The organism is Ilumatobacter sp. (genome assembly GCF_039969435.1).
GTDB lineage: Bacteria > Actinomycetota > Acidimicrobiia > Acidimicrobiales > Ilumatobacteraceae > Ilumatobacter_A.
In genome coordinates this window covers 88,421-106,852 of record NZ_JBDVNU010000020.1, presented here as the reverse complement: position 1 = coordinate 106,852, position 18,432 = coordinate 88,421, and the positions used below count along the sequence as shown (strand labels likewise).

Annotated in this window: 17 protein-coding genes and 1 pseudogene; 10 read left to right on the top strand and 8 right to left on the bottom strand. The window is 69.8% G+C overall.

The window, feature by feature from the left end:
• Positions 1 to 247 precede the first annotated feature (247 nt).
• The 7 genes from argJ to ABJK40_RS11530 all read right to left on the bottom strand — a co-directional run bounded on the left by argJ (position 248) and on the right by ABJK40_RS11530 (position 5,357).
• Positions 248 to 1,405, bottom strand: coding sequence for a bifunctional glutamate N-acetyltransferase/amino-acid acetyltransferase ArgJ (gene argJ / locus ABJK40_RS11560; protein WP_348482515.1), 1,158 nt, complete (start codon positions 1,403 to 1,405; stop codon positions 248 to 250).
• A gap of 13 nt (positions 1,406 to 1,418) precedes the next feature.
• Positions 1,419 to 1,895: a MarR family transcriptional regulator gene (locus tag ABJK40_RS11555; protein WP_348482513.1), complete on the bottom strand. Its 477-nt coding sequence runs from the start codon at positions 1,893 to 1,895 to the stop codon at positions 1,419 to 1,421.
• A gap of 52 nt (positions 1,896 to 1,947) precedes the next feature.
• Positions 1,948 to 2,418: an SRPBCC family protein gene (locus ABJK40_RS11550; RefSeq protein WP_348482511.1), complete on the bottom strand. Its 471-nt coding sequence runs from the start codon at positions 2,416 to 2,418 to the stop codon at positions 1,948 to 1,950.
• 72 nt (positions 2,419 to 2,490) lie between these two features.
• Positions 2,491 to 3,726 (bottom strand): NAD(P)/FAD-dependent oxidoreductase, encoded by a 1,236-nt coding sequence (locus tag ABJK40_RS11545; RefSeq protein WP_348482509.1) that lies wholly within the window; start codon positions 3,724 to 3,726, stop codon positions 2,491 to 2,493.
• 58 nt (positions 3,727 to 3,784) lie between these two features.
• Entirely contained in the window at positions 3,785 to 4,678 is an 894-nt protein-coding gene (locus ABJK40_RS11540; protein ID WP_348482507.1) for a TIGR01777 family oxidoreductase, read from the bottom strand.
• Between the two features lie 100 nt (positions 4,679 to 4,778).
• Positions 4,779 to 5,069, bottom strand: coding sequence for a redoxin domain-containing protein (locus tag ABJK40_RS11535; RefSeq protein ID WP_348482505.1), 291 nt, complete (start codon positions 5,067 to 5,069; stop codon positions 4,779 to 4,781).
• On the bottom strand, positions 5,070 to 5,357 hold the full coding sequence (locus ABJK40_RS11530; RefSeq protein ID WP_348482503.1) for a hypothetical protein: 288 nt from the start codon (positions 5,355 to 5,357) through the stop codon (positions 5,070 to 5,072).
• A 144-nt stretch (positions 5,358 to 5,501) separates the two neighbouring features.
• On the opposite strand from ABJK40_RS11530, the gene ABJK40_RS11525 reads away from it, so the two are divergent.
• The 5 genes from ABJK40_RS11525 to ABJK40_RS11505 all read left to right on the top strand — a co-directional run bounded on the left by ABJK40_RS11525 (position 5,502) and on the right by ABJK40_RS11505 (position 11,930).
• Positions 5,502 to 5,927 carry a hypothetical protein gene (locus ABJK40_RS11525; RefSeq protein ID WP_348482501.1) on the top strand — a complete coding sequence of 142 codons (426 nt, stop codon included), beginning with the start codon at positions 5,502 to 5,504 and terminating at the stop codon, positions 5,925 to 5,927.
• 178 nt (positions 5,928 to 6,105) lie between these two features.
• Complete coding sequence (lpdA, locus tag ABJK40_RS11520; protein WP_348482500.1) at positions 6,106 to 7,530, top strand: dihydrolipoyl dehydrogenase; 1,425 nt, start codon at positions 6,106 to 6,108, stop codon at positions 7,528 to 7,530.
• A 65-nt stretch (positions 7,531 to 7,595) separates the two neighbouring features.
• Entirely contained in the window at positions 7,596 to 9,092 is a 1,497-nt protein-coding gene (locus ABJK40_RS11515) for a dihydrolipoamide acetyltransferase family protein (protein ID WP_348510270.1), read from the top strand.
• Positions 9,089 to 10,804: a lipoyl synthase gene (gene lipA / locus ABJK40_RS11510; RefSeq protein WP_348482496.1), complete on the top strand. Its 1,716-nt coding sequence runs from the start codon at positions 9,089 to 9,091 to the stop codon at positions 10,802 to 10,804. Before ABJK40_RS11515 ends, lipA begins: the two co-directional genes overlap by 4 nt.
• Before the next feature lie 79 nt (positions 10,805 to 10,883).
• Positions 10,884 to 11,930 (top strand): GNAT family N-acetyltransferase, encoded by a 1,047-nt coding sequence (locus tag ABJK40_RS11505; protein ID WP_348482495.1) that lies wholly within the window; start codon positions 10,884 to 10,886, stop codon positions 11,928 to 11,930.
• Positions 11,931 to 11,939: 9 nt separating this feature from the next.
• Here the strand turns inward: ABJK40_RS11505 and ABJK40_RS11500 are convergent, their stop codons facing one another.
• Positions 11,940 to 12,761, bottom strand: a complete 822-nt coding sequence (locus tag ABJK40_RS11500) for an endonuclease/exonuclease/phosphatase family protein (protein ID WP_348482493.1) — start codon at positions 12,759 to 12,761, stop codon at positions 11,940 to 11,942.
• A 118-nt stretch (positions 12,762 to 12,879) separates the two neighbouring features.
• On the opposite strand from ABJK40_RS11500, the gene ABJK40_RS11495 reads away from it, so the two are divergent.
• The 5 genes and pseudogenes from ABJK40_RS11495 (at position 12,880) to ABJK40_RS11475 (ending at position 18,419) form a co-directional block, all read left to right on the top strand.
• The gene (locus tag ABJK40_RS11495) at positions 12,880 to 14,400 is read left to right on the top strand and encodes an SWIM zinc finger family protein (RefSeq protein ID WP_348482491.1); all 1,521 of its coding nucleotides are present in this window, start codon (positions 12,880 to 12,882) and stop codon (positions 14,398 to 14,400) included.
• Positions 14,397 to 15,197, top strand: a complete 801-nt coding sequence (locus ABJK40_RS11490; RefSeq protein WP_348482489.1) for a hypothetical protein — start codon at positions 14,397 to 14,399, stop codon at positions 15,195 to 15,197. Before ABJK40_RS11495 ends, ABJK40_RS11490 begins: the two co-directional genes overlap by 4 nt.
• A gap of 205 nt (positions 15,198 to 15,402) precedes the next feature.
• Positions 15,403 to 16,092 (top strand): annotated as a pseudogene (locus tag ABJK40_RS11485) (serine/threonine-protein kinase); the annotation flags it as partial.
• The gene (locus ABJK40_RS11480) at positions 16,072 to 17,262 is read left to right on the top strand and encodes a PASTA domain-containing protein (RefSeq protein WP_348482533.1); all 1,191 of its coding nucleotides are present in this window, start codon (positions 16,072 to 16,074) and stop codon (positions 17,260 to 17,262) included. The pseudogene ABJK40_RS11485 and the gene ABJK40_RS11480, both read left to right, overlap by 21 nt.
• Before the next feature lie 59 nt (positions 17,263 to 17,321).
• Positions 17,322 to 18,419, top strand: a complete 1,098-nt coding sequence (locus ABJK40_RS11475) for an AAA family ATPase (protein WP_348482488.1) — start codon at positions 17,322 to 17,324, stop codon at positions 18,417 to 18,419.
• The last annotated feature ends 13 nt before the right edge of the window (positions 18,420 to 18,432 follow it).

Genomic DNA, 18,432 nt, shown 5'->3' with positions numbered 1-18,432 from the left:
GCTGCGGTCCATCCTCGACGGATCCGCATCCACGACCGAACGCCACGCGACGGTCGCAGTGGGAGTGAAACGCATGGATTGATCCTCCGATCTTCGGTCGAGACGAGTCGAACATCAGGGGGAGTCGGTAGGTCGAACAGTACCGCACGAGACAGACGAACACAACACATGTTCGATCATTCATCCCGTCGATGTGACGCGCAGGATTCGAGACGGCGGCGACACGGCGCAGGCGAGACGACGACGGCTACGTCGTGTAGTCGGCGTTGAAGCGGACGTAGGTGTCCGACAGGTCGCAGCCGTAGACCGTCGCTCGGTCCGAGCCCGTCGAGAGCGACACGTGGATCACGACGTGCTCGCCCTTCATGTAGCCCGACAGCGCGGCCAGATCGTCGTCGTCCAACAGCCGCGGGTACACCTCGGTCTCGCCGAAGCGGATCACCACGACGTCCTGATCGATGTCGGTGTCGTCGGAGCACTTCCCGATGGCCATGGCCACGCGTCCCCAGTTCGGATCGCCTCCGTGGACCGCAGTCTTCACGAGCGGTGAGTTGACGATCGCCTTGGCCACACGCTTGGCCTGCGCGTCGTCGCGAGCGTCGTCGACGATCACCTCGATCAGCGAGTTCGCACCTTCGCCGTCGCGGGCGATCTGCTTGGTCAGGTCGAGACACACGGCGTGGAGTGCAGCCTCGAACGCATCGGCGTCGACGCCGCCTGCCGCGCCCGACGCCAGGATCACCGACGTGTCGCTGGTCGAGGTGTCGGTGTCGACCGACACACAGTTGAACGTGCGGTCGACGACGCGACGGAACGCAGCATCGAGGTCGTCCGACGAGATGTCGGCATCGGTGAACACGAGCGAGATGTGGGTGGCCATGTCGGGCTCGATCATCCCGACGCCCTTGGCCATCCCGACGACGCGTGCCCCGCTGCCGGCGACGGTCGCCTCGGCGACCTTGGCCACGGTGTCGGTGGTCATCATCCCGGTCGCCGGTGACAGCGCGTCGCGTCCGGTGGGCGACGCCGGAAGTGTGTCGATGCCGGCGCGGACCCGGTCCATCGGGTAGCGACGCCCGATCACGCCGGTCGATGTCACGAGGACGTCGGTGGCGGCGGCACCCAGACGTGATGCGACCGAGGCAGCGACCTCGCGAGCGTCGCGCATGCCCGCTGCACCGGTGGCGACGTTGGAGTTCTTGGAGATGACCACGACGGCCTGAGCCAGCCCGTCGGCCACGTGCTCGCGGCTGACGATCACGCTCGCCCCGGCGAACCTGCTCTTCGTGAACATCGCCGCACAGGGAACGGGTCGATCGGCGGTGATCACGACGAAATCCTCGGTGTCGTCCTTGATCCCGATGTTGGCGACGTGGTGCGTGAAGCCGCGTGGCAGGTCGATCACGAGTGACGCCGGTTCAGCAGTCGGTGTCGCCGGCGGCCGATTCGGCTGCCAACCCGGCGCCGATCGCGGTGAAGATCGACGCCATGGCACTGACCTGTTCGGCGTCGAGTCGGTCGAAGATGTGCCGCCGAACGCTGGCCACGTGGTGTGGTGCGATGTCGGTCAGCAGTGCCTGGCCGGCCGGGGTGAGCACGGCCATCATGACGCGACGGTCCTCGGTCGACGGTTCGCGCACGACGTGGCCACTCTTGACGAGGCCGTCGAGGCGACGGGTCAACCCGCTGGGTGACAGCTGCAGGATCTCGGCGAGGTCACGCATCCGCATCGAGTGGTCGTCGGCTTCGGACAGATACACCAGGACCTGGTAGTCACCAAGGGTGACCCCGTGCGGGGTAAGGTCTCGCTCCAAGGCCGTCGCCAGGTCACCGGAGGTCTCGATGTACGCGCGCCACGCACCCATCTGTGCGTCGGTCAACCAGATCGTGTCCATCTTCGGCCACTCTATGTGGTGACGGTCTTCGAGTCACTACTGGGTGATGTGTTCACCCGTTCGGGGTGCCGAATTGGTCCGCGAGTCGGGTGAGGGTCTTCTCGATCGCAGCAGCGTTGTCGGCGGGAGCGCCGATCAACTTCAGGGCCGGTGGAAAGATCGCCGTGCGCCAGTCGAACTCCTCGGTGACCTTCGTTCCTCCGCCGTCGAGGGCCTCGAGGCGGTAGCGCCACACGTGCTTGCCGAGGTGGCGCCAGGCGATCAACTCGTCCTCCACGAAGTCGACGACGGTGTTGGTGATCGTGTACGGCACGCCGTACTTCATCTTCATCCCGAACTTCGCGCCGGGCGACAACCGTTCCGGAGCCGACAGGCCGGCCTCTCGAACCGTGCCCGAGCCGTCGATCTCGTGATGTCGGCGCGGGTCGGCGAGGAGGTCGAACACCTCGCTCGGCGTGGCATTCACGACCACGCTGCGGCGTTCCACGCGATCCGGGGCTTCTTCGACGATCACGTCACTCATGGTTTCTCCACTTCGGTCGGTCCGCGACGATCCGTGTCGGGCACGGCGTCGTCGTCGGGTGGCTTCATCACATCATGTCCGTCGGGCGAGCGAGGCGACGACAGCGTCGGCGCAACGCCGTCCGGAGTACAGCGCGCCCTGGATCGAGGCGGTGTCGCGATGATCGCCGCACACGAATCGGCCGTCGGTGAGGGCCACCGACTGCTTGGGTGAGAACGGAGGTGTCTGGGTGGGCTGTCCGTGTGAGATGCGGTACGTCGCGAGGTGATCCCAGCTGTCGACCTGGCGGCCCCACCACGAGCGGAGTTGCGTGCGCGCGACCGTTTCGAGGTCGCCGTCGGCGACCGCGGGGAGCGCCGCCGCCACGAGGTGGCGTCCGGCCGGGGCGTACGACGGTGCGATGTTGCTCATCACGGCGACGTTGAGCACCGGGCCGTCACCCGTGCCGTCGAGGACCACGCACTTCGATTCCGTCGGCGCCGCATCCGCCGCGAAGTACACGCAACCGGCAGCCTTCGAACCGACGGGCTCCAGGCCGAGCATCGCCGCTGCCGCCGGGCCCTCCGTCGCGACGACGACGGCAGCGGCCGAGACCTCGGTGCCGTCGACGCGGACCGACGTGGCGGTGGCCGACTCGACCCGTGAATCGAGATGGACGACGTCGGCGGGGAGTCGAGCGGCGAGCTGGTCGGGAATCGCCTGCATCCCGGCGGCGGGGACAGCCGAATCGCCGTCGGACAGCATGCGGAAGATGATGTCGAACATCCGGCGACTGTCCTGCAGATCCGGATCGAGTTGGATCCCGCCGACGAGCGGCCGGAAGAACCGCCGGATGATCGTGTCGGAGAAGCCCGCGGCCCGCAGCGCCTCGTGGGTGGTGATGTCGTCACCGCGCAGCAGATTCGAGGCGTGACCGCGCCGCAGCGAGGTCCGGAGCCAAGCGATGCGCGCCTTGTCGAGGACGTTGCCGATCGGTGCGAGTGCGGTCGACAGGACCGTGGTCGGCTTGCGGAACGGGTCGGACACCTCGGAGCCCTTGCCGTTGCGCCACACCAGGGCTCCCGGGTCGAACGCCTGCAGGTCGAGCGCGTCCATGTCGAGTTGCCGGTGCATCTCGGGGTAGGCGGTCAGCGCGACCTGGAAGCCGCGGTCGAGCGTGAACCCGTCGACCACGTCGCTCCGGACGCGTCCGCCCACGCCGTCGGATGCCTCGAACACCCGCACCGGGACACCGGCCGCGTCCAGGGTCGTGGCACATGCCAGACCGGCCAGGCCTGCGCCGACCACGACGACCGGCTCGCCACTCACGTCGCGCTCCGGATCGGCACCGACGCCTCCGCTCGCTTCGCCCTCACGCTGCGGTCGATCACTTCTTCAGCAGGTCGCGGAGAGCGCCGTCGAGCGTCGGGTGTTGGAACGTGAAGCCGTCGTTCTCGAGTGCAGCGGGCACGACGTTCTGACCCGTGAAGAGCAGGTTGTCGGCCAACTCCCCTCCGAGCAGCAGCTTCGGACCGAACTTCGGGATCGGCAGGAACGTGGGGCGCCCGAGCACGTCACCCAGCGCGTCGGCGAAGCCCGCCTGCGGGACGGGGTTCGGCGCGGTGAGGTTGACGGGTCCTGCGACCTCGCTCGTGAGCAGGTGGACGATCGCGCCCACCTCGTCGTCGATGTGGATCCAACTCTGCCACTGATCGCCGGTGCCCATCTTCCCGCCGAGGCCCAGCTTGAAGAGCGGGAGCTGCTTCTTCAGCGCCCCGCCCTTCGCCGAGAGGACGATGCCGGTGCGCAGCAACACGACGCGCGTCCCGTCGACCTGTGCCGGTGCTGCGGCGGCTTCCCACGCCTCGCACACGTCGGCGAGGAACCCGGTGCCTGCCGGTGAGGTCTCGTCGAAGGTCTGGGTGGGGCTCGAGCCGTAGTAGCCGACGGCCGATCCCGACAGCAGGACCTTCGGGCCGTTCGTCGCCTCGTTGACGGCCTGGGCCACCAAGGCCGTGCCGACGGTCCGGCTCTCGAGGATCTCGCGCTTGTAGTCGTCGGTCCACCGCTTGTCGCCGATGCCCGCACCGGCGAGGTGGACGACGGCGTCGATGCCGTCGAATGCTCCTGCGTCGATCCGCTTGTCGTCGATCGACCAGCCGATCTCGTCGTCGCCCGGTGCACGTCGTACCACGGCGACGGTTTCGTGACCGTCTGTCTGCAGACGGGAGGAGAGGGCGGAGCCGACGAGGCCGGAGGCCCCAGTGATCGCGATGCGCATGATGTCAGGGTAGGCCCGATCCCGCCGGCCCGAACCACGGAGCACGGAGGCGCCGACAGGCCGTGCGCTCCACCGGCGCCGTCACGTCCTGCGCAGCGGATCAGGCCTCGGAGAGGATCTGGTCGAGCAGGGTCTCGTCGAGGGCTCCGGCGACCGTCTCGGTGGAGCCGTCGGCCTTGACGATCACGAAGGCGGGCTGGAACGCGACATCGAAGCGAGCGAAGACGTCGCCCGAGTCGTCCTGGATCTGCGGGAAGGTCAGGCCGTGCTCGTCGACGAAGCCCTGATAGCTCTCGTCGCTGCCGGTCCACGCGACACCGACGAAGTTGACCGTGTCAGCGAATTTCCGTGCTGCCGCCTCGACCGAGGGGGCTTCTCGATTGCACGTCACTCAAGTGGGAGCCCAGAACCAGAAGGCGGTGGGCTTGTCGGCCAACCGTTCGCCGGAGATGTCGCCACCCCCGACCAGTGGTGCGGTGAACTGGAGGAGTGACGGGACCGCCCCATCGGTCCGGACGCCGGACTCGCCGACCTCGGCGACCTGTGCGGTGGCACCCGGAGCGGACTCGGCGGCCGGTTGCGATCCGCCCTGTCCGTCGCTCGAGCCGCCACAGGCGACACCTGCCAGGGCCGCTGCACATGCGAAGGCGGAAATGCGGAACGACCGCGACGGGACCATGGGCGTCAACGTACTCGTGACGGGTTCGGAGATCGCCCCATCGGGTGAACGTTTCGGCCCCGTTCAGGGTTTCCCGGAACGGGGCCGGGTGAGCGCCGAGTCGGGCGTCGTAGCCTGGCGACGTATGGAGAACGTGGTCACCGCATGAAGACACGGACGCTCCTGCTCCTGTCCGTCGGCACGGCACTGATGATCCTGGTCGCCGGTGGCGTGCTGCTGTTCCAACTCTCGAGCCAGGAGGCGACGACGCGCACCACGCCGCTCGGCACACGGGTGCAGGTCGGCGATGCCGAGATCGTGGTCTCGGGGAGTTCGCTCGACGGTGCCGTCCTGCGCGTCGACGTGGAAGTCGGAGGGGTCGCCGACGAGCAGGGGATCGAGACCTTCGCCCTGGTCACCGGCGACCAACGACTCGACCCACTCTCCACTCGGTCGCCGGGACGCTGCACCACGATCACGATCGAGGCGCAGACGTGTTCGATCGACTTCGACGTGAGCGCGTCGGAGGGGACGAGCCGTGTTCTCGTGGTCCGCCGCGGTGAGGAGCAGGCCACCTGGCGGCTGACGTGACCGGCGGGCGACGGCGCGGGCAGCACGTCGCCGACCGGCTGCCGACGCCGCCGACGGCGTCACCGATCGGGCCCCCGATCGCGGTGACGCCGGTCATGGTGTCGGGGCCACCGGTTACCGGCCGGTCACTTCGACCCGACCGGCCACGACCAGGCCGCGGAGCGCTACGGTGAGCCCCGTGAGCGAACGATCTGACCACTTCGATCTCGTCGTCATCGGCGGCGGACCCGGCGGATACTGCGCCGCCCTCTACGGGGCATCGGCCGGCCTGAACGTGGCCCTGGTGGAGAAGGATGCGCTCGGCGGCACGTGCCTCAACCGCGGGTGCATCCCGGCCAAGGCGTTCCTCGAGACGGCTGCGGTGAAGCGACACGTCGACCACGCAGCGGACTTCGGCATCGAGACCGGAGCACCCGAAGGGAGCGCCGCGAGCGTCGCGTTCGCCCGGACGCAGGAGCGCAAGCAGGGCATCGTCCGACAGCTCGTCGGGGGCATCGGCGCGATGTGCAAGAACCGCAACGTCGAGGTGTTCAACGGCACCGGCTCGTTGTCGGCGGGTCGCACGGTCCAGGTGGCCATGGGCGACGGAGGCTCGGCAACGATCACGGGCGACTTCGTCATGCTCGCATCGGGGTCGGTGCCACGCCTCATCCCCGGGTTCGAGCGTGGCGGGCCGATCATGACCAGCGACGAGGTGCTCGACCTCGACACGCTGCCCGCCCGGGTGGCGGTGATCGGCGGCGGAGCGATCGGCTGTGAGTTCGCTTCCACGTTCGCCGACCTCGGCTCCGAGGTCACGATCCTCGAGGGCCTCCCCAAGATCCTCCCCGGCCTCGACAACGACGTCGCGAACGTCGTCGTCAAGTCGTTCAGGAAGAAGAACATCGCGATCAAGACCGGCGTCATGGTCAACGGCCACACGCCCGACGGCAACGGTGCGACCACGGTCGCCTTCGGCGACGGCGAATCGGTCGTGGTCGACGCCGTGGTCGTGTCCGTGGGCCGCCGACCCTTCGCCGACGAACTCGGCCTGGACGGCACCGGGGTGCAGGTCGACGAGCGCGGCTTCGTCGTCGTCGACGAGTTCTGCCAGACCGGCGAGAGCGGCGTCTACGCAGTCGGCGACCTCATCAACACCCCGCAACTCGCTCACGTCGCCTACGCCGAGGCGATCCTCGTCGTCAAGCACCTGCTCGGTGAGAACCCGATGCCGGTCATGTACGACCGGGTGCCGTGGGCGATCTACTGCCACCCCGAAGTCGCGTGGGCGGGGCCCGACGAACAGCAGGCCAAGGACGCCGGTCACGATGTCGTGGTCGCCAAGCACCCGTTCAAGTTCAACAGCCGAGCGATGATCCTCGGCGAGACCGAGGGTCTCGTGAAGGTCATCGCCAAGAAGCGCGCCGACGGCACCGCCGGACAGGTGCTGGGCGTCCACATGGTGGGCCCCTGGGTCACCGAGCAACTCTCGGGCGGCTACCTCGCCGTCAACTGGGAGGCGACGGTCGACGAGATCGCCGAGTTCATCCAGCCGCACCCGAGTCTCAGCGAGCTGTTCGGCGAGACCGTGCTCTCGCTCACCGGCCGCAACTTCAACGGCTGACCCGGCCGGCCACCCGCAACCGAATCACCGCAACCCCGAATCACCGCACCAAGGACACCATCGACATGGCAGACGTCACCCTCCCGCAGCTCGGCGAAACCGTCACCGAAGGCACGATCACGCAGTGGTTCAAGGCCGTCGGTGACACGGTCGCCGAGGACGAGCCCCTGTTCGAGGTGTCCACGGACAAGGTCGACACCGAGGTGCCGTCGCCCGTGTCGGGCACGCTCACCGAGATCCGCGTCCAGGAAGGCGACACCGTCGAGGTCGGCACCGTGATCGCCGTGGTCGGCGACGCCGACGGCGCGCCCGCCGATGCACCGGCACCCGCCGCCGAGGAGGCGCCGGCACCGCAGGCCGAGGAGGCGCCTGCGGCCGCTCCGGAGCCCGACGCCGCTCCTGCGCCCGAGCCGGCCGCCGAGGCCGCTCCCGCTGCGCAACCGGCGCCCGAGCCGTCGCCGGCTCCCGCTGCCGAGCAGCCGGCACCGGAGCCGACCGCTCCGGCCGGCGACAACCGGCTCCTGTCACCGGTCGTGCGCCGCCTCGTCAACGAGCACTCGCTCGACCCCGATCAGATCACCGGCACGGGCCCGGGCGGTCGCATCACGCGTGACGACGTCCTCGACCACATCGATGCCAGCGGGGCCACCAAGCAAGCCGACGCGGCCGTGCCCGAGGGTGGGCCCCAGGCGTCGGCGCAGCAACCGACCGATGCCGCCGCAGGAGCGGTCAAGCCGGATCCCGGCTCGTCGTCACCGGCCGATGCGTCGTCGCCCGCGTCCGAGCAATCCACGGCACCGGCACCGGCCGCTCCGAAGCCCGCCGCGTCGGCTCCGTCCGTCAAGGTCGGTGAACGCGATTCGGCGATCCGGCTGTCGAAGATCCGTCAGCTCACAGGCGACCACATGGTGATGAGCAAGGCGGTCAGCCCGCATGCGTTCAGCGTCGTGGAGGTCGACTTCGCCAACGTCGACGTCGTGCGGTCCGCCAGGAAGGCGGAGTGGAAGGCACAGCACGGCTTCAGCCTCACCTACCTGCCGTTCATCTCCCGGGCGATCATCGACGCACTCGGCGAGTTCCCGCACCTCAACGCGAGCCTGTCCGACGACCAACTGATCGTGCACGACTACATCGACCTCGGCATCGCCGTCGACCTCGACTACGAGGGCCTGCTCGCCCCCGTGATCCGTGACGCCGAGACCAAGCGCCTCGGAGCGATCGCGTCGGAGATCTCCGACCTCGCCGACCGCGCCCGCAACCGGCGGCTCGCACCCGACGAGATCTCGGGCGGCACGTTCACCATCTCGAACAACGGCTCGGCCGGCTCGGTGCTCACCATGCCGATCATCAACCAGCCCCAGGTCGGGATCATCTCGACCGACGCGATCGTCCGCAAGCCCGTCGTCATCGGCGAGGGCGGATCGGAAGCCATCGCGATCCATCCGGTCGGCAACCTCTCCATGGCGTGGGACCATCGCGCATTCGACGGTGCCTACGCCGCGGGCTTCCTCAAGAAGGTGAAGGAGCTGCTCGAGACGAAGGACTGGGCCGGGGAGTTGTGACCTCGCCTTCCGCGTCGACGCCGGTAACGGCCACCGGCCGGGACGCGCTCGCCGTCCGCTGGCTCGGCACGGTGCCGTACCGCGAGGCGCTGGCCGTGCAGCAGTCGCTGTTCGATCACGGTTCGGGGCAGCACCTGCTGCTGCTCGAACATCCGCACGTGTTCACCCACGGCCGCACCGCCGACCTGGCGAACAACCTGCGGTGCGAGCCCGCCGCGGTCGGAGCCGAACTCGTCGCCGTGAAGCGCGGCGGCGACATCACCTACCACGGCCCCGGTCAACTCGTCGGCTACCCGATCCTGAACGTCGAGAACAGCCTCGGAGCGTCGGATCACGTGTGCGGAGTCGAAGGCCTGGTCATCGACGTCCTCCACGAACTCGGCCTGGCCACCGCGGGTCGACTCGACGGGTTCGCCGGAGTGTGGCTCGATCCGGGCACGCCTCGGGAACGCAAGATCTGTGCCATCGGTGTGCGGCTGCGTCGCGGTCGCACGATGCACGGGTTCGCCCTCAACGTCACGACCGACCTCACGTACATGCGCGAGCACATCGTGCCGTGCGGGATCGGTGACAAGCCGGTCACGTCGCTCGCCGAGGAGGGCGTCGACGTGTCGATGCGTCACGTCGCCGAGATCGTCGCCCGACTCGCTGCCGAACGGTGGGCCGACGGAGCGATCGAGCGTCAGGACGTCGCGTGGACCCATGCGGCCGACGGCCGCGATCTCACCGCATTCAGCCGAGGCGAGGGCCCGGGCGAACAGGTGAAGCTCGTGTCGTCCCGCGCCGCTGCCCGTCTGGAGGCCGCCGGCGTCACCGACGGCCTGTCGATCGAGACCCGCAAGCCCGACTGGCTGCGCCCCAAGGTCGATCTGGGCCCCGAGGTGATGGAGCTGAAGAAGACGATCCGCTCCCTCGATCTGGTCACGGTGTGCGAGGACGCCGGTTGCCCGAACCTGTCCGACTGCTGGTCCGACGGCACGGCCACGTTCATGGTGCTCGGTGAGCGGTGCACGCGCGCGTGCGGCTTCTGCCTCGTCGACACCCGCAAGCCACTCGGTCCGGCCGCCGACGAACCCGAGCGGGTCGCCGAGGCCATCGACCGGATGGAACTCGACCACGCCGTGCTCACGATGGTCGCCCGCGACGACCTCGCCGACGGTGGCATGGCCCACGTGGCGGCGTGCGTCGACGCGATCCGATTCCGTCGACCGCGCGCACGGATCGAGACGTTGATCTCCGACGCGAAGGGCGACGACGCATCGCTCGACCTGCTGTTCGCATCGCGTCCCGACGTGATGAACCACAACGTCGAGACGGTCGCCCGACTCCAACGGGCCGTTCGCCCCTCGGCCGGATACGCCCGCTCGCTCGGCGTGCTCGCTCGTGCGAAGGCCGCTGGGTTGGTCACCAAGACCGGGTTCATGGCGGGTCTCGGGGAGACCGACGAGGAGATCGTCGGCCTGCTCGGCGACCTCGCCGACCTCGGCGTCGACATCGTGACCATCGGTCAGTACCTGCGGCCCACGTCGCACCACCTCCCGGTCGTCCGTTATGCCGAGCCCGCCGAGTTCGACCGGTGGAAGCGGATCGGCGAGTCGTTCGGCATCGGCCACGTCGAGGCCAGCCCGCTCACCAGGTCCAGCTACCACGCCAAACAGGCCTCCGACGCCGTGAGCGGTCACCGAGTCGCCGTCGCCCTCTCGTCGCGCTGACGTCCACCCCGTGCGTGACCCGACGGGACGGGCGGAAACCGGGGCATCGATCACGCGGTGGATGCGACACACTTCGTCGATGACCGTTCCGCCGTTCGACTCGTTGAGGACCGAGCGCCTCGTCGTGCGGATCGTGCGACCCGACGACGTCGATCCCCTGTGGGAGCGTCGCAACGACCCGTCGACCGCAGAGTTCCAGAACTGGTCCCTTCCATATCCGCGTGACATGGCCCGGGAGGTGATCGAGATGAGCGTGTCGTGCGGCTCCGCCCCTCCGGCGAACGGATGGATGCAACTGGCGATCGACGACGTCGCGACCGGCTCGCCGGTCGGGGACCTCGCGCTCGGCCTGACGTTCGACGGGCGATGTGCCGAGATCGGCTGGACGGTCGACGCTGCGCACCGCGGGCGCGGCATCGCCCAGGAAGCCGCGACGGCACTGACGCGCTGGCTGTTCGACACGGTCGGGGTGGCGCGGGTGCAGGCGACGATGCACCCCGAGAACCTGGCATCGGTCCGCGTCGCCGAGCAGCTCGGCATGGTCGTCGAAGGGCACACGCGGAACTCCTTCTGGGTCGGCGACGTGAACTCCGACGACTGGATCCTCGCGATGACGGTCGACGACTGGCGAGCCTGGATCGCCCGCCCGGACCATCGACCCGAGGAGGTCGCCCTGGTCGAGATCACCGAGGCGAACCTGCGCCGCGTGTTCCGACTGGCGACACATCGCAGCCAGGAGCGCTTCGTGGCACCCGTGGCCGCCTCGTTGGCGGCGGCACTGGTACCCGGGACACACGACGGTGAGGACGTCGTGCCGTGGTACCGGGCGATCGAGGCCGATGGTGAGATCGTCGGCTTCGTGATGACGGCCGAGCCGACAGCCGGCGAACCCGTTCCGTACCTCTGGCGGTTCCTGATCGACCGGATGCACCAGCGCCGGGGGATCGGCTCGATGGCGCTCGACCTCGTGATCGATCGGGCGCGGGCGATGGGCGCCACCGCGCTCGACCTGAGTTGGTCGGAGGGCCGAGGATCGCCCGAGGCGTTCTACCTCGCGCGCGGCTTCGTCCCGACCGGCGAGATCGAGGACGACGAGATCGTGGCCCGCCTCGACCTGACCAGGTGACCGCGGCGGTCAGACGCCGGCGGGATCGCTCGCGAGCGTCGGCGTCGTGACGTCGGCCACCAGCGCCAGATGATCGCTCGGCCACACGTCGGCGTCACCGCCGTGGCCGACGAGCCGAGCTCGGATCGGATTGCCGACGGGTTTGGGTCGTGGCCAGGAGACGAGCAGGTAGTCGAGGCGTCGGTTCGGCCAGGCCGAGACGCGCGAGTGGGGGTTCTCGCGGAGCCACGTCGCACCCGGCCCGTCACCGACCTGTTCCCACACGTCGGAGAACACGATTCCCTCGACCCCTGCGGTGCGACCCGTCGCCATCCGTACCTCCTCGGTGTCGGCCACTGCGTTGAGGTCGGCACCGATGATCACCGGCAGATCGACCGTCGGATCACCCCGCCAGCGGATCGCGGACTCCATCAGATGGCGGATCTGGGCAGAGCGGTCCGCCGACCGGTCGAAACGGTGGTCGAGATGTGTCGACGCGATCGGCCACCGACCGAACGGCGTGTCGACCATCGCGGCCACGACACGCCGGTGACTCGCCTTGCCGTCGGCGCGTGGCAGCCGTTCGTCGGCCAGGCGATCCACCGGCCAGCGTGACATCACGGCGTTGCCGAACGACTGGCCGTCGTAGAACACCGGATCGGTGCGCACCGCGTACATCTCGAGAGCGTCGGCGAGGTGATCGAGTTGGTCGTCGTCCTCGTCGGACCACACCTCCTGCAGGCACACGACGTCCGGCGCGGCAGCGAGCAGAGCATCGACGATCAGCGCCTGGCGTTGCTCCCACGGTCCGAAGTGCCACCACAGGTTCCACGTCATCACCCGCATCGACATCGCTCCATCATGTCTCGCCCGCCGCAGGTCGGAGAAGATGCGGCGGGTCGCCGGACCATCGGCCGATCGCTCCGGCGCGTGCACCTCCGCGTGGCCGCACGTGGGTACGGTCATCACGGTGAGGTGGTCGGTCGAACAGGTCGAGTCGGTGGCGCCGTCACCCTCCGCCGTCACCGCTGCGCAACCGTTGGCCACGCCGCAGCGGTGGAGCGGACTCGGTGCCGACGACCGGGGCATCTGGGGATCGTGCCAGGGGAGTGGCGCCGAGCCGTACGACACGGCGGTCGACCACGTCGGCGTCGGCTTCCGTTGCTCGTGCCCGAGCCGCAGGACGCCGTGCAAGCATGCCCTCGCACTGCTCCTGCTCTGGGCGCGCGATCAGGTGCCCGCCGGCGTGCCCGCTCCGTCCACCGAGGTCTGGATCGCCCGACGCATCACGACGAGAGCGGCATCCGCGGCGTCGACGCCCGAATCCGCCGACTCGACGTCGGGCGGAACGGCGGAGTCGACATCGGGCGACGGATCCGCTGGGTCCGATGGACCCGGTCGGCGGTCGGGTGGAGCAGGCGGAGGCGACTCCGACGACGGCACGGCCACCGAACCGCCGCCCGAACACGAGCGCAACGACGCCCGTGACGAACGTGTCGAGCGGATGTTCGCCGGGCTGACCGAACTCGACCGGTGGCTCGACGACCGCATCCGCACCGGTCTGGCCGACCCCGCGCTCGCCCGCTACGCGACGTGGGACGACCTCGCGGCGCGCCTCGTCGACGCGCAGGCCGGCAGCCTCGCCAACCGGGTCCGGCGTCTCGCCGGGCTGGTGGGAGCATCGGTCACGTGGCACGACGACGTCCTCGGCGAACTGGGCGTGCTGCACCTGCTCTCCCAGGCCGGTCGTCGCCTCGGCTCGCTGCCCGATCCGCTCGCCGACGCCGTGGCCACCACGGTGGGCTGGCAGGTGCGCAAGGCCGACGTGTTGGGTGGGGTTCCCGACACCGACCACTGGGTGGTCGCCGGGCGCAGCGACCAGCGCGAGGACCGGATCGAAGTGCGTCGGCACTGGCTGCGAGGCGAGTCCAGCGGCCGTTGGGCGCTGCTGCTGTCGTTCGCCGCCTACCAGCAGAGCCTCGACGACACCCTCGAGGTCGGCACCGCCGTGCACGCCGACCTCCACCGGTACCCCGGGCCCGCGCTGCGCGCCCTGCTGGGCACCCGTCACCCCGATCCGGTCGACCTGATCTTCCCGAACGAACCGGGCGCCGGCCCGCCTGCCGGGCGTCCGCCGGGCCAGACGATCGCCGCGGCCTGCGACGAGATCGGGCGGATGCTCGTCGGTGAGCCGTGGCTCGATCGTCTCCCTGCGTCGGTCACCGCTGCGGTGGCGCGATCCGGCAACGGATGGAGCCTGAACGATCACACCGGCTCGCTCCCGTTGCTCGGGTCGTCCGAGAGGAGCGGACGTTCTGGCGAGCACGGGCTGGCCGCCCTGCTCGCCGCGTCGGCCGGTGCGGAGGTCGATCTGACGATCGAGTGGACGCCGCACGGCGTGGTCCCACTCGCGATCCACGTCGACGACCGCTCGATCGACATCGGCCCGCGTGCGGAGGAGTCGTTCGTCGGGTCGGGAGGTGAGCGGTGACGATCGACGAACTGTGGCGAGGACTCGTGACCACGGCGCTGCTCGGCACCGATCGTCGCGATCCGCCGTCGGCGCAGGGCGAACTCGGCGACCTCGTCGCCGACTCGGTGCGCGCCGACCCGTCGTCGCGCATGCTGGCCCAGGTCGCGGCGTGCACCGCGGTCCGGCGCGCCGGCGTGCTCCCCGGGCCACCGCTCATGCCGCTCGCACCCCCGGTCGCCGACGATCGGCCGCCATGTCCCCGAGCGGCCGTCGACCGGTGGCGACACATCACCACGTCGTGGCCGGTCCTCGAGGACGAGTGGATGCTCACGCTGATCGAGCAGGGATGGCGGCTCGCGCCGGAACTCGTGCCGCAGGTGCTGCGGCGCCAACGTCGTGACCCCGTGCGTCGCATCCGCGTCCTGGTGGCGGCAGGCCCACTCGCTGCGTGGCTCGGCGAACATCTGCCCGAACTCGACTCGGCGTCCACACGCCGGCCGACGGGCGTGGAGATGGAACGGATGGCCGTCCTGCCCGACCTCCCGGTCCCGCCCGATCTCGTTGCGCTGCTCACCGCCGGCGGCGCCGAGATCGGCGGAACCATCGCGATCGGGCTCGAGGAACGGACGCTCGGCGAGGCCCATCGGGCCGTGTTGATCAACGTGATCGCCCGGTGTCGGACCGATGCGCTCGTCGACGTGGCCGACGTCCTCGACTCCGTCGACCCGTCGTCACCCGGGCGAGGGCTGGCGTCGGTGCTCGCCGATCTCGCGACCACCCGCCATCGCATGCTCGACGAACTGACGGCGAGATGACCGACGACGCGACACGACGAACCACTCCACAGGTCGGCGCTCGCCCGCCGTCAGGTCCCGACAAGTCCGCCGCCGGTGGCGTGCGGATCTGACATGATCGAGGTCGTGAGGGCCCTGACGATCGTCGACCAGTCGTCGTCGCGACGATGACGTTCGAGATCGAGGGGTTCACGCCGCTGGGCGTGATCGGCCAGGCGGGTTCGGCACGGTGCACCGGGCCGCGGACGACGCGCACGGACGCGAGGTCGCCGTCAAGATCCTCGCCCGGATCCACGACGACTCGGCCCGCCGCCGCTTCGATCGCGAGCGGCGTGCGATGGGCATCCTGTCGGGCCACCCGACGATCGGCATCGTCTACACGTCGGGCTTCACGGCGAACCAGGAGCCGTACATCGTGATGGAGATGATCCGTGGCGGCTCGCTCGCCGACCGGCTCGCACGCGAGGGTCCGCTTCCGGCCGCCGACGTGGTCGGACTGGGCGCCACCCTGGCCGAGGCGCTCCACCACGCCCACGAGGGCGGAGTGCTCCACCTCGACCTGAAGCCCGAGAACATCCTGATCTCACGGTTCGGGCAACCCAAGATCGTCGATTTCGGCATCGCGGCGCTCGTCGACGACGAGTCGGTCACGTCAACGATCCGGGCGACACCGTCGTACGCCGACCCTCAGGTCCTCGACGGCAAGCCGGGCACGGAGCAGTCCGACGTGTACGGCCTGGCGGCCACGCTGTTCACGCTGCTCGACGGGTCGCCGCCCTACTCCGGGGAGCCGAGCGGGCTGTACCGGGTGATGCAGCGGGTGGCGCTCGACCCGGTTCCGAGGATCGAGCGCAGCGACGTCTCGCCGGAACTGGCCGACCTCCTGCACCGCGCGATGGCCAAGGACGCCGCCGATCGACCGGAGTCGATGGGCGAGTTCGCCCACCTGCTCCACGAGGTCGATGCCGAACCGGTCACGAGGAGCCGCGCGAAGCGGCGTCGTGTCGACCGGTCGTCGGTGACCCCACCTGCGCCGGACCGGCAGAGCCCGGACCAGCAGAGCCCGGCGGGCGCGACTCCCCGGGTCGACGAGGACAGCGGAGCGGTCGACGACTGGCCGGGGGAGGGCGAGCGGCCGCGTCTGCCCGGCGCCGTCGACCAGTCGAACCCGGTGCCGATCGTCGATCCGACGCCGCCACACCAGCCGTCGGTCGCGTCGTCCCAGCCCCTCGGTCCGCAGACGTCCGGTCCCCAGCCGCTCGGTCCGCGAACGTCGGCCCCCCAGCCCCAGGTGGCGCGTCCGCCGGCGGGCCCACCGCCGCCTTCGCCGGGTGGCTCGTCCGTCTCGACACCGGCGAGGCCCGCTCCTCCCGTCCCGTCACGGGCGTGGGCCCCGGCGGGTCCGTCGGTCGGCGGCCCGCCTGCCTCGTCCGGCTTCGTGCCGGGTTCGGTGACCTCGTCGGGTGACCTGCCCCAGGGTGGAGTCTTCCCGGCCACTGCGTCGGAGCAGTCGATCAGCCACCGCAACCACCAGCGGGCCGTCGCAGTACTGGCCGCCCTCGCCGTGATCCTCGCGGTCGTGCTCGCCTTCGTGGTGATCCGTCGCGGCGACGGGGGCGATTCGGCCGACTCCGGGGCTGCCTCGACCCGGAGCGAATCGACCGGGAACGAGTCGAGCACGTCGATCGACGTGGCCGCTCTCGCGACCGACGACGGCTCGCTCCCCGACGTGGTCGGCCTGCGAACCGCCGACGCTCGTGCCGTGCTCGACGCGTCGGGGTTCGGCGTGGCGATCCCGTCGCACTGCTTCGACACCGTCGAGTCCCAGACCCCCGAGTCCGGTGCCGTCGCCGACGCATCGACGACGGTTGCGCTGCAGTACGCGCCGTGCGTCGTTCCCGACTTCGTCGGACTCCGGCTGCCCGAGGCCGAACGCATCGTCGAGGAGGAGTTCGTCGTCGGCCTGCTGATCTCCTGGCCGTCGCACTGCGACGACCTCGTCGTCGAACAGAGCGTCGAGTCCGGCAGCGTCGTCGAACCCGGGACCGAGGTCGAGCTGACTCTCGCTGACGACTGTGCAGGCTGACCCGCCCCGAACCCGGTGACGCGGATCATCGGGGGTGAGCTTCGGTAGCGTCGACGCCGATGAGCGAGTCGCCCGCCACTGCCGTGCTGCGGCCCCACGCCGAGGACGAGTACGCGCACGAGTTGGCCGCCATCGCCGCTGCCGACGACCGACCCCGCCCACCCGGGTGGAAGCTGTCGCCCTGGGCCGTCGTGCGCTATCTGATGGGTGGGACGCTCGCCGACGGCACGGTCGTCGTCCCCAAGTACGTCGGCTCACGTCGTCTCATCGAGATCGCCACCGCCACGCTCGCCACCGATCGGGCCGTGCTCCTGCTCGGCGTACCGGGAACCGCCAAGACCTGGGTCGGAGAACACCTCGCTGCGGCGATCAGTGGCGACTCCACACTGCTCATCCAGGGAACGGCCGGCACGACCGAGGAGACGTTGCGGTACGGCTGGAACTACGCCCGCCTCCTCGCCGAAGGACCCACCCCCGACGCACTCGTGCCCAGCCCGATCCACCGCGGCATGGCGCGCGGGGCGATCGTGCGCGTCGAGGAACTCACCCGGATGCCGCCCGAAGTCCAGGACGCACTCGTCACGGTGCTCTCCGAGAAGGTCCTGCCGATCCCCGAACTCGACACCGAACTCTCCGCGGTGCAGGGCTTCAACCTGATCGCCACCGCGAACGACCGCGACCGCGGGGTGAACGACATGTCGTCGGCACTGCGACGCCGCTTCAACACCGTCGTCCTGCCGCTGCCGGCCACGGTCGAGGAGGAGATCTCGATCGTGTCGCAGCGCGTCGCCGAACTCGGGCGTGCACTGGCACTGCCCGAGGTGCCTGCGGCCGCCGACGAGATCCGTCGGGTCGTCACGATCTTCCGCGAACTGCGTTCGGGTGTCACGGTCGACGAGCGCACCGCGCTGAAGGTTCCCAGCGGCACGCTGTCCACTGCCGAGGCGATCTCGGTCATCACGAACGGCACGGCACTCGCGGCGCACTTCGGCGACGGGACGCTCGGGCCGGTCGACGTGGCGGCTGGCATCGTCGGTGCGGTGATCAGCGACCCGATCCACGACGCCGTCGCGTGGCGCGAGTATCTCGAAGGTGTCGTGCGCGAACGGCCGGACTGGGGCGAGTTCTACGAAGCCTGCCGTGACCTCGACGCCTGATCACGTGGCGGCG

Coding starts and splice junctions, on each gene's coding strand:
- ABJK40_RS11555 (WP_348482513.1), bottom strand. CDS start 1,895: ATGGACACGATCTGGTTGACCGACGCACAGATGGGTGCGTGGCGCGCG.
- ABJK40_RS11540 (WP_348482507.1), bottom strand. CDS start 4,678: ATGCGCATCGCGATCACTGGGGCCTCCGGCCTCGTCGGCTCCGCCCTC.
- ABJK40_RS11480 (WP_348482533.1), top strand. CDS start 16,072: ATGGCCAAGGACGCCGCCGATCGACCGGAGTCGATGGGCGAGTTCGCC.
- ABJK40_RS11515 (WP_348510270.1), top strand. CDS start 7,596: ATGGCAGACGTCACCCTCCCGCAGCTCGGCGAAACCGTCACCGAAGGC.
- ABJK40_RS11550 (WP_348482511.1), bottom strand. CDS start 2,418: ATGAGTGACGTGATCGTCGAAGAAGCCCCGGATCGCGTGGAACGCCGC.
- ABJK40_RS11530 (WP_348482503.1), bottom strand. CDS start 5,357: ATGGTCCCGTCGCGGTCGTTCCGCATTTCCGCCTTCGCATGTGCAGCG.
- ABJK40_RS11475 (WP_348482488.1), top strand. CDS start 17,322: ATGAGCGAGTCGCCCGCCACTGCCGTGCTGCGGCCCCACGCCGAGGAC.
- ABJK40_RS11525 (WP_348482501.1), top strand. CDS start 5,502: ATGAAGACACGGACGCTCCTGCTCCTGTCCGTCGGCACGGCACTGATG.
- ABJK40_RS11505 (WP_348482495.1), top strand. CDS start 10,884: ATGACCGTTCCGCCGTTCGACTCGTTGAGGACCGAGCGCCTCGTCGTG.
- ABJK40_RS11500 (WP_348482493.1), bottom strand. CDS start 12,761: ATGTCGATGCGGGTGATGACGTGGAACCTGTGGTGGCACTTCGGACCG.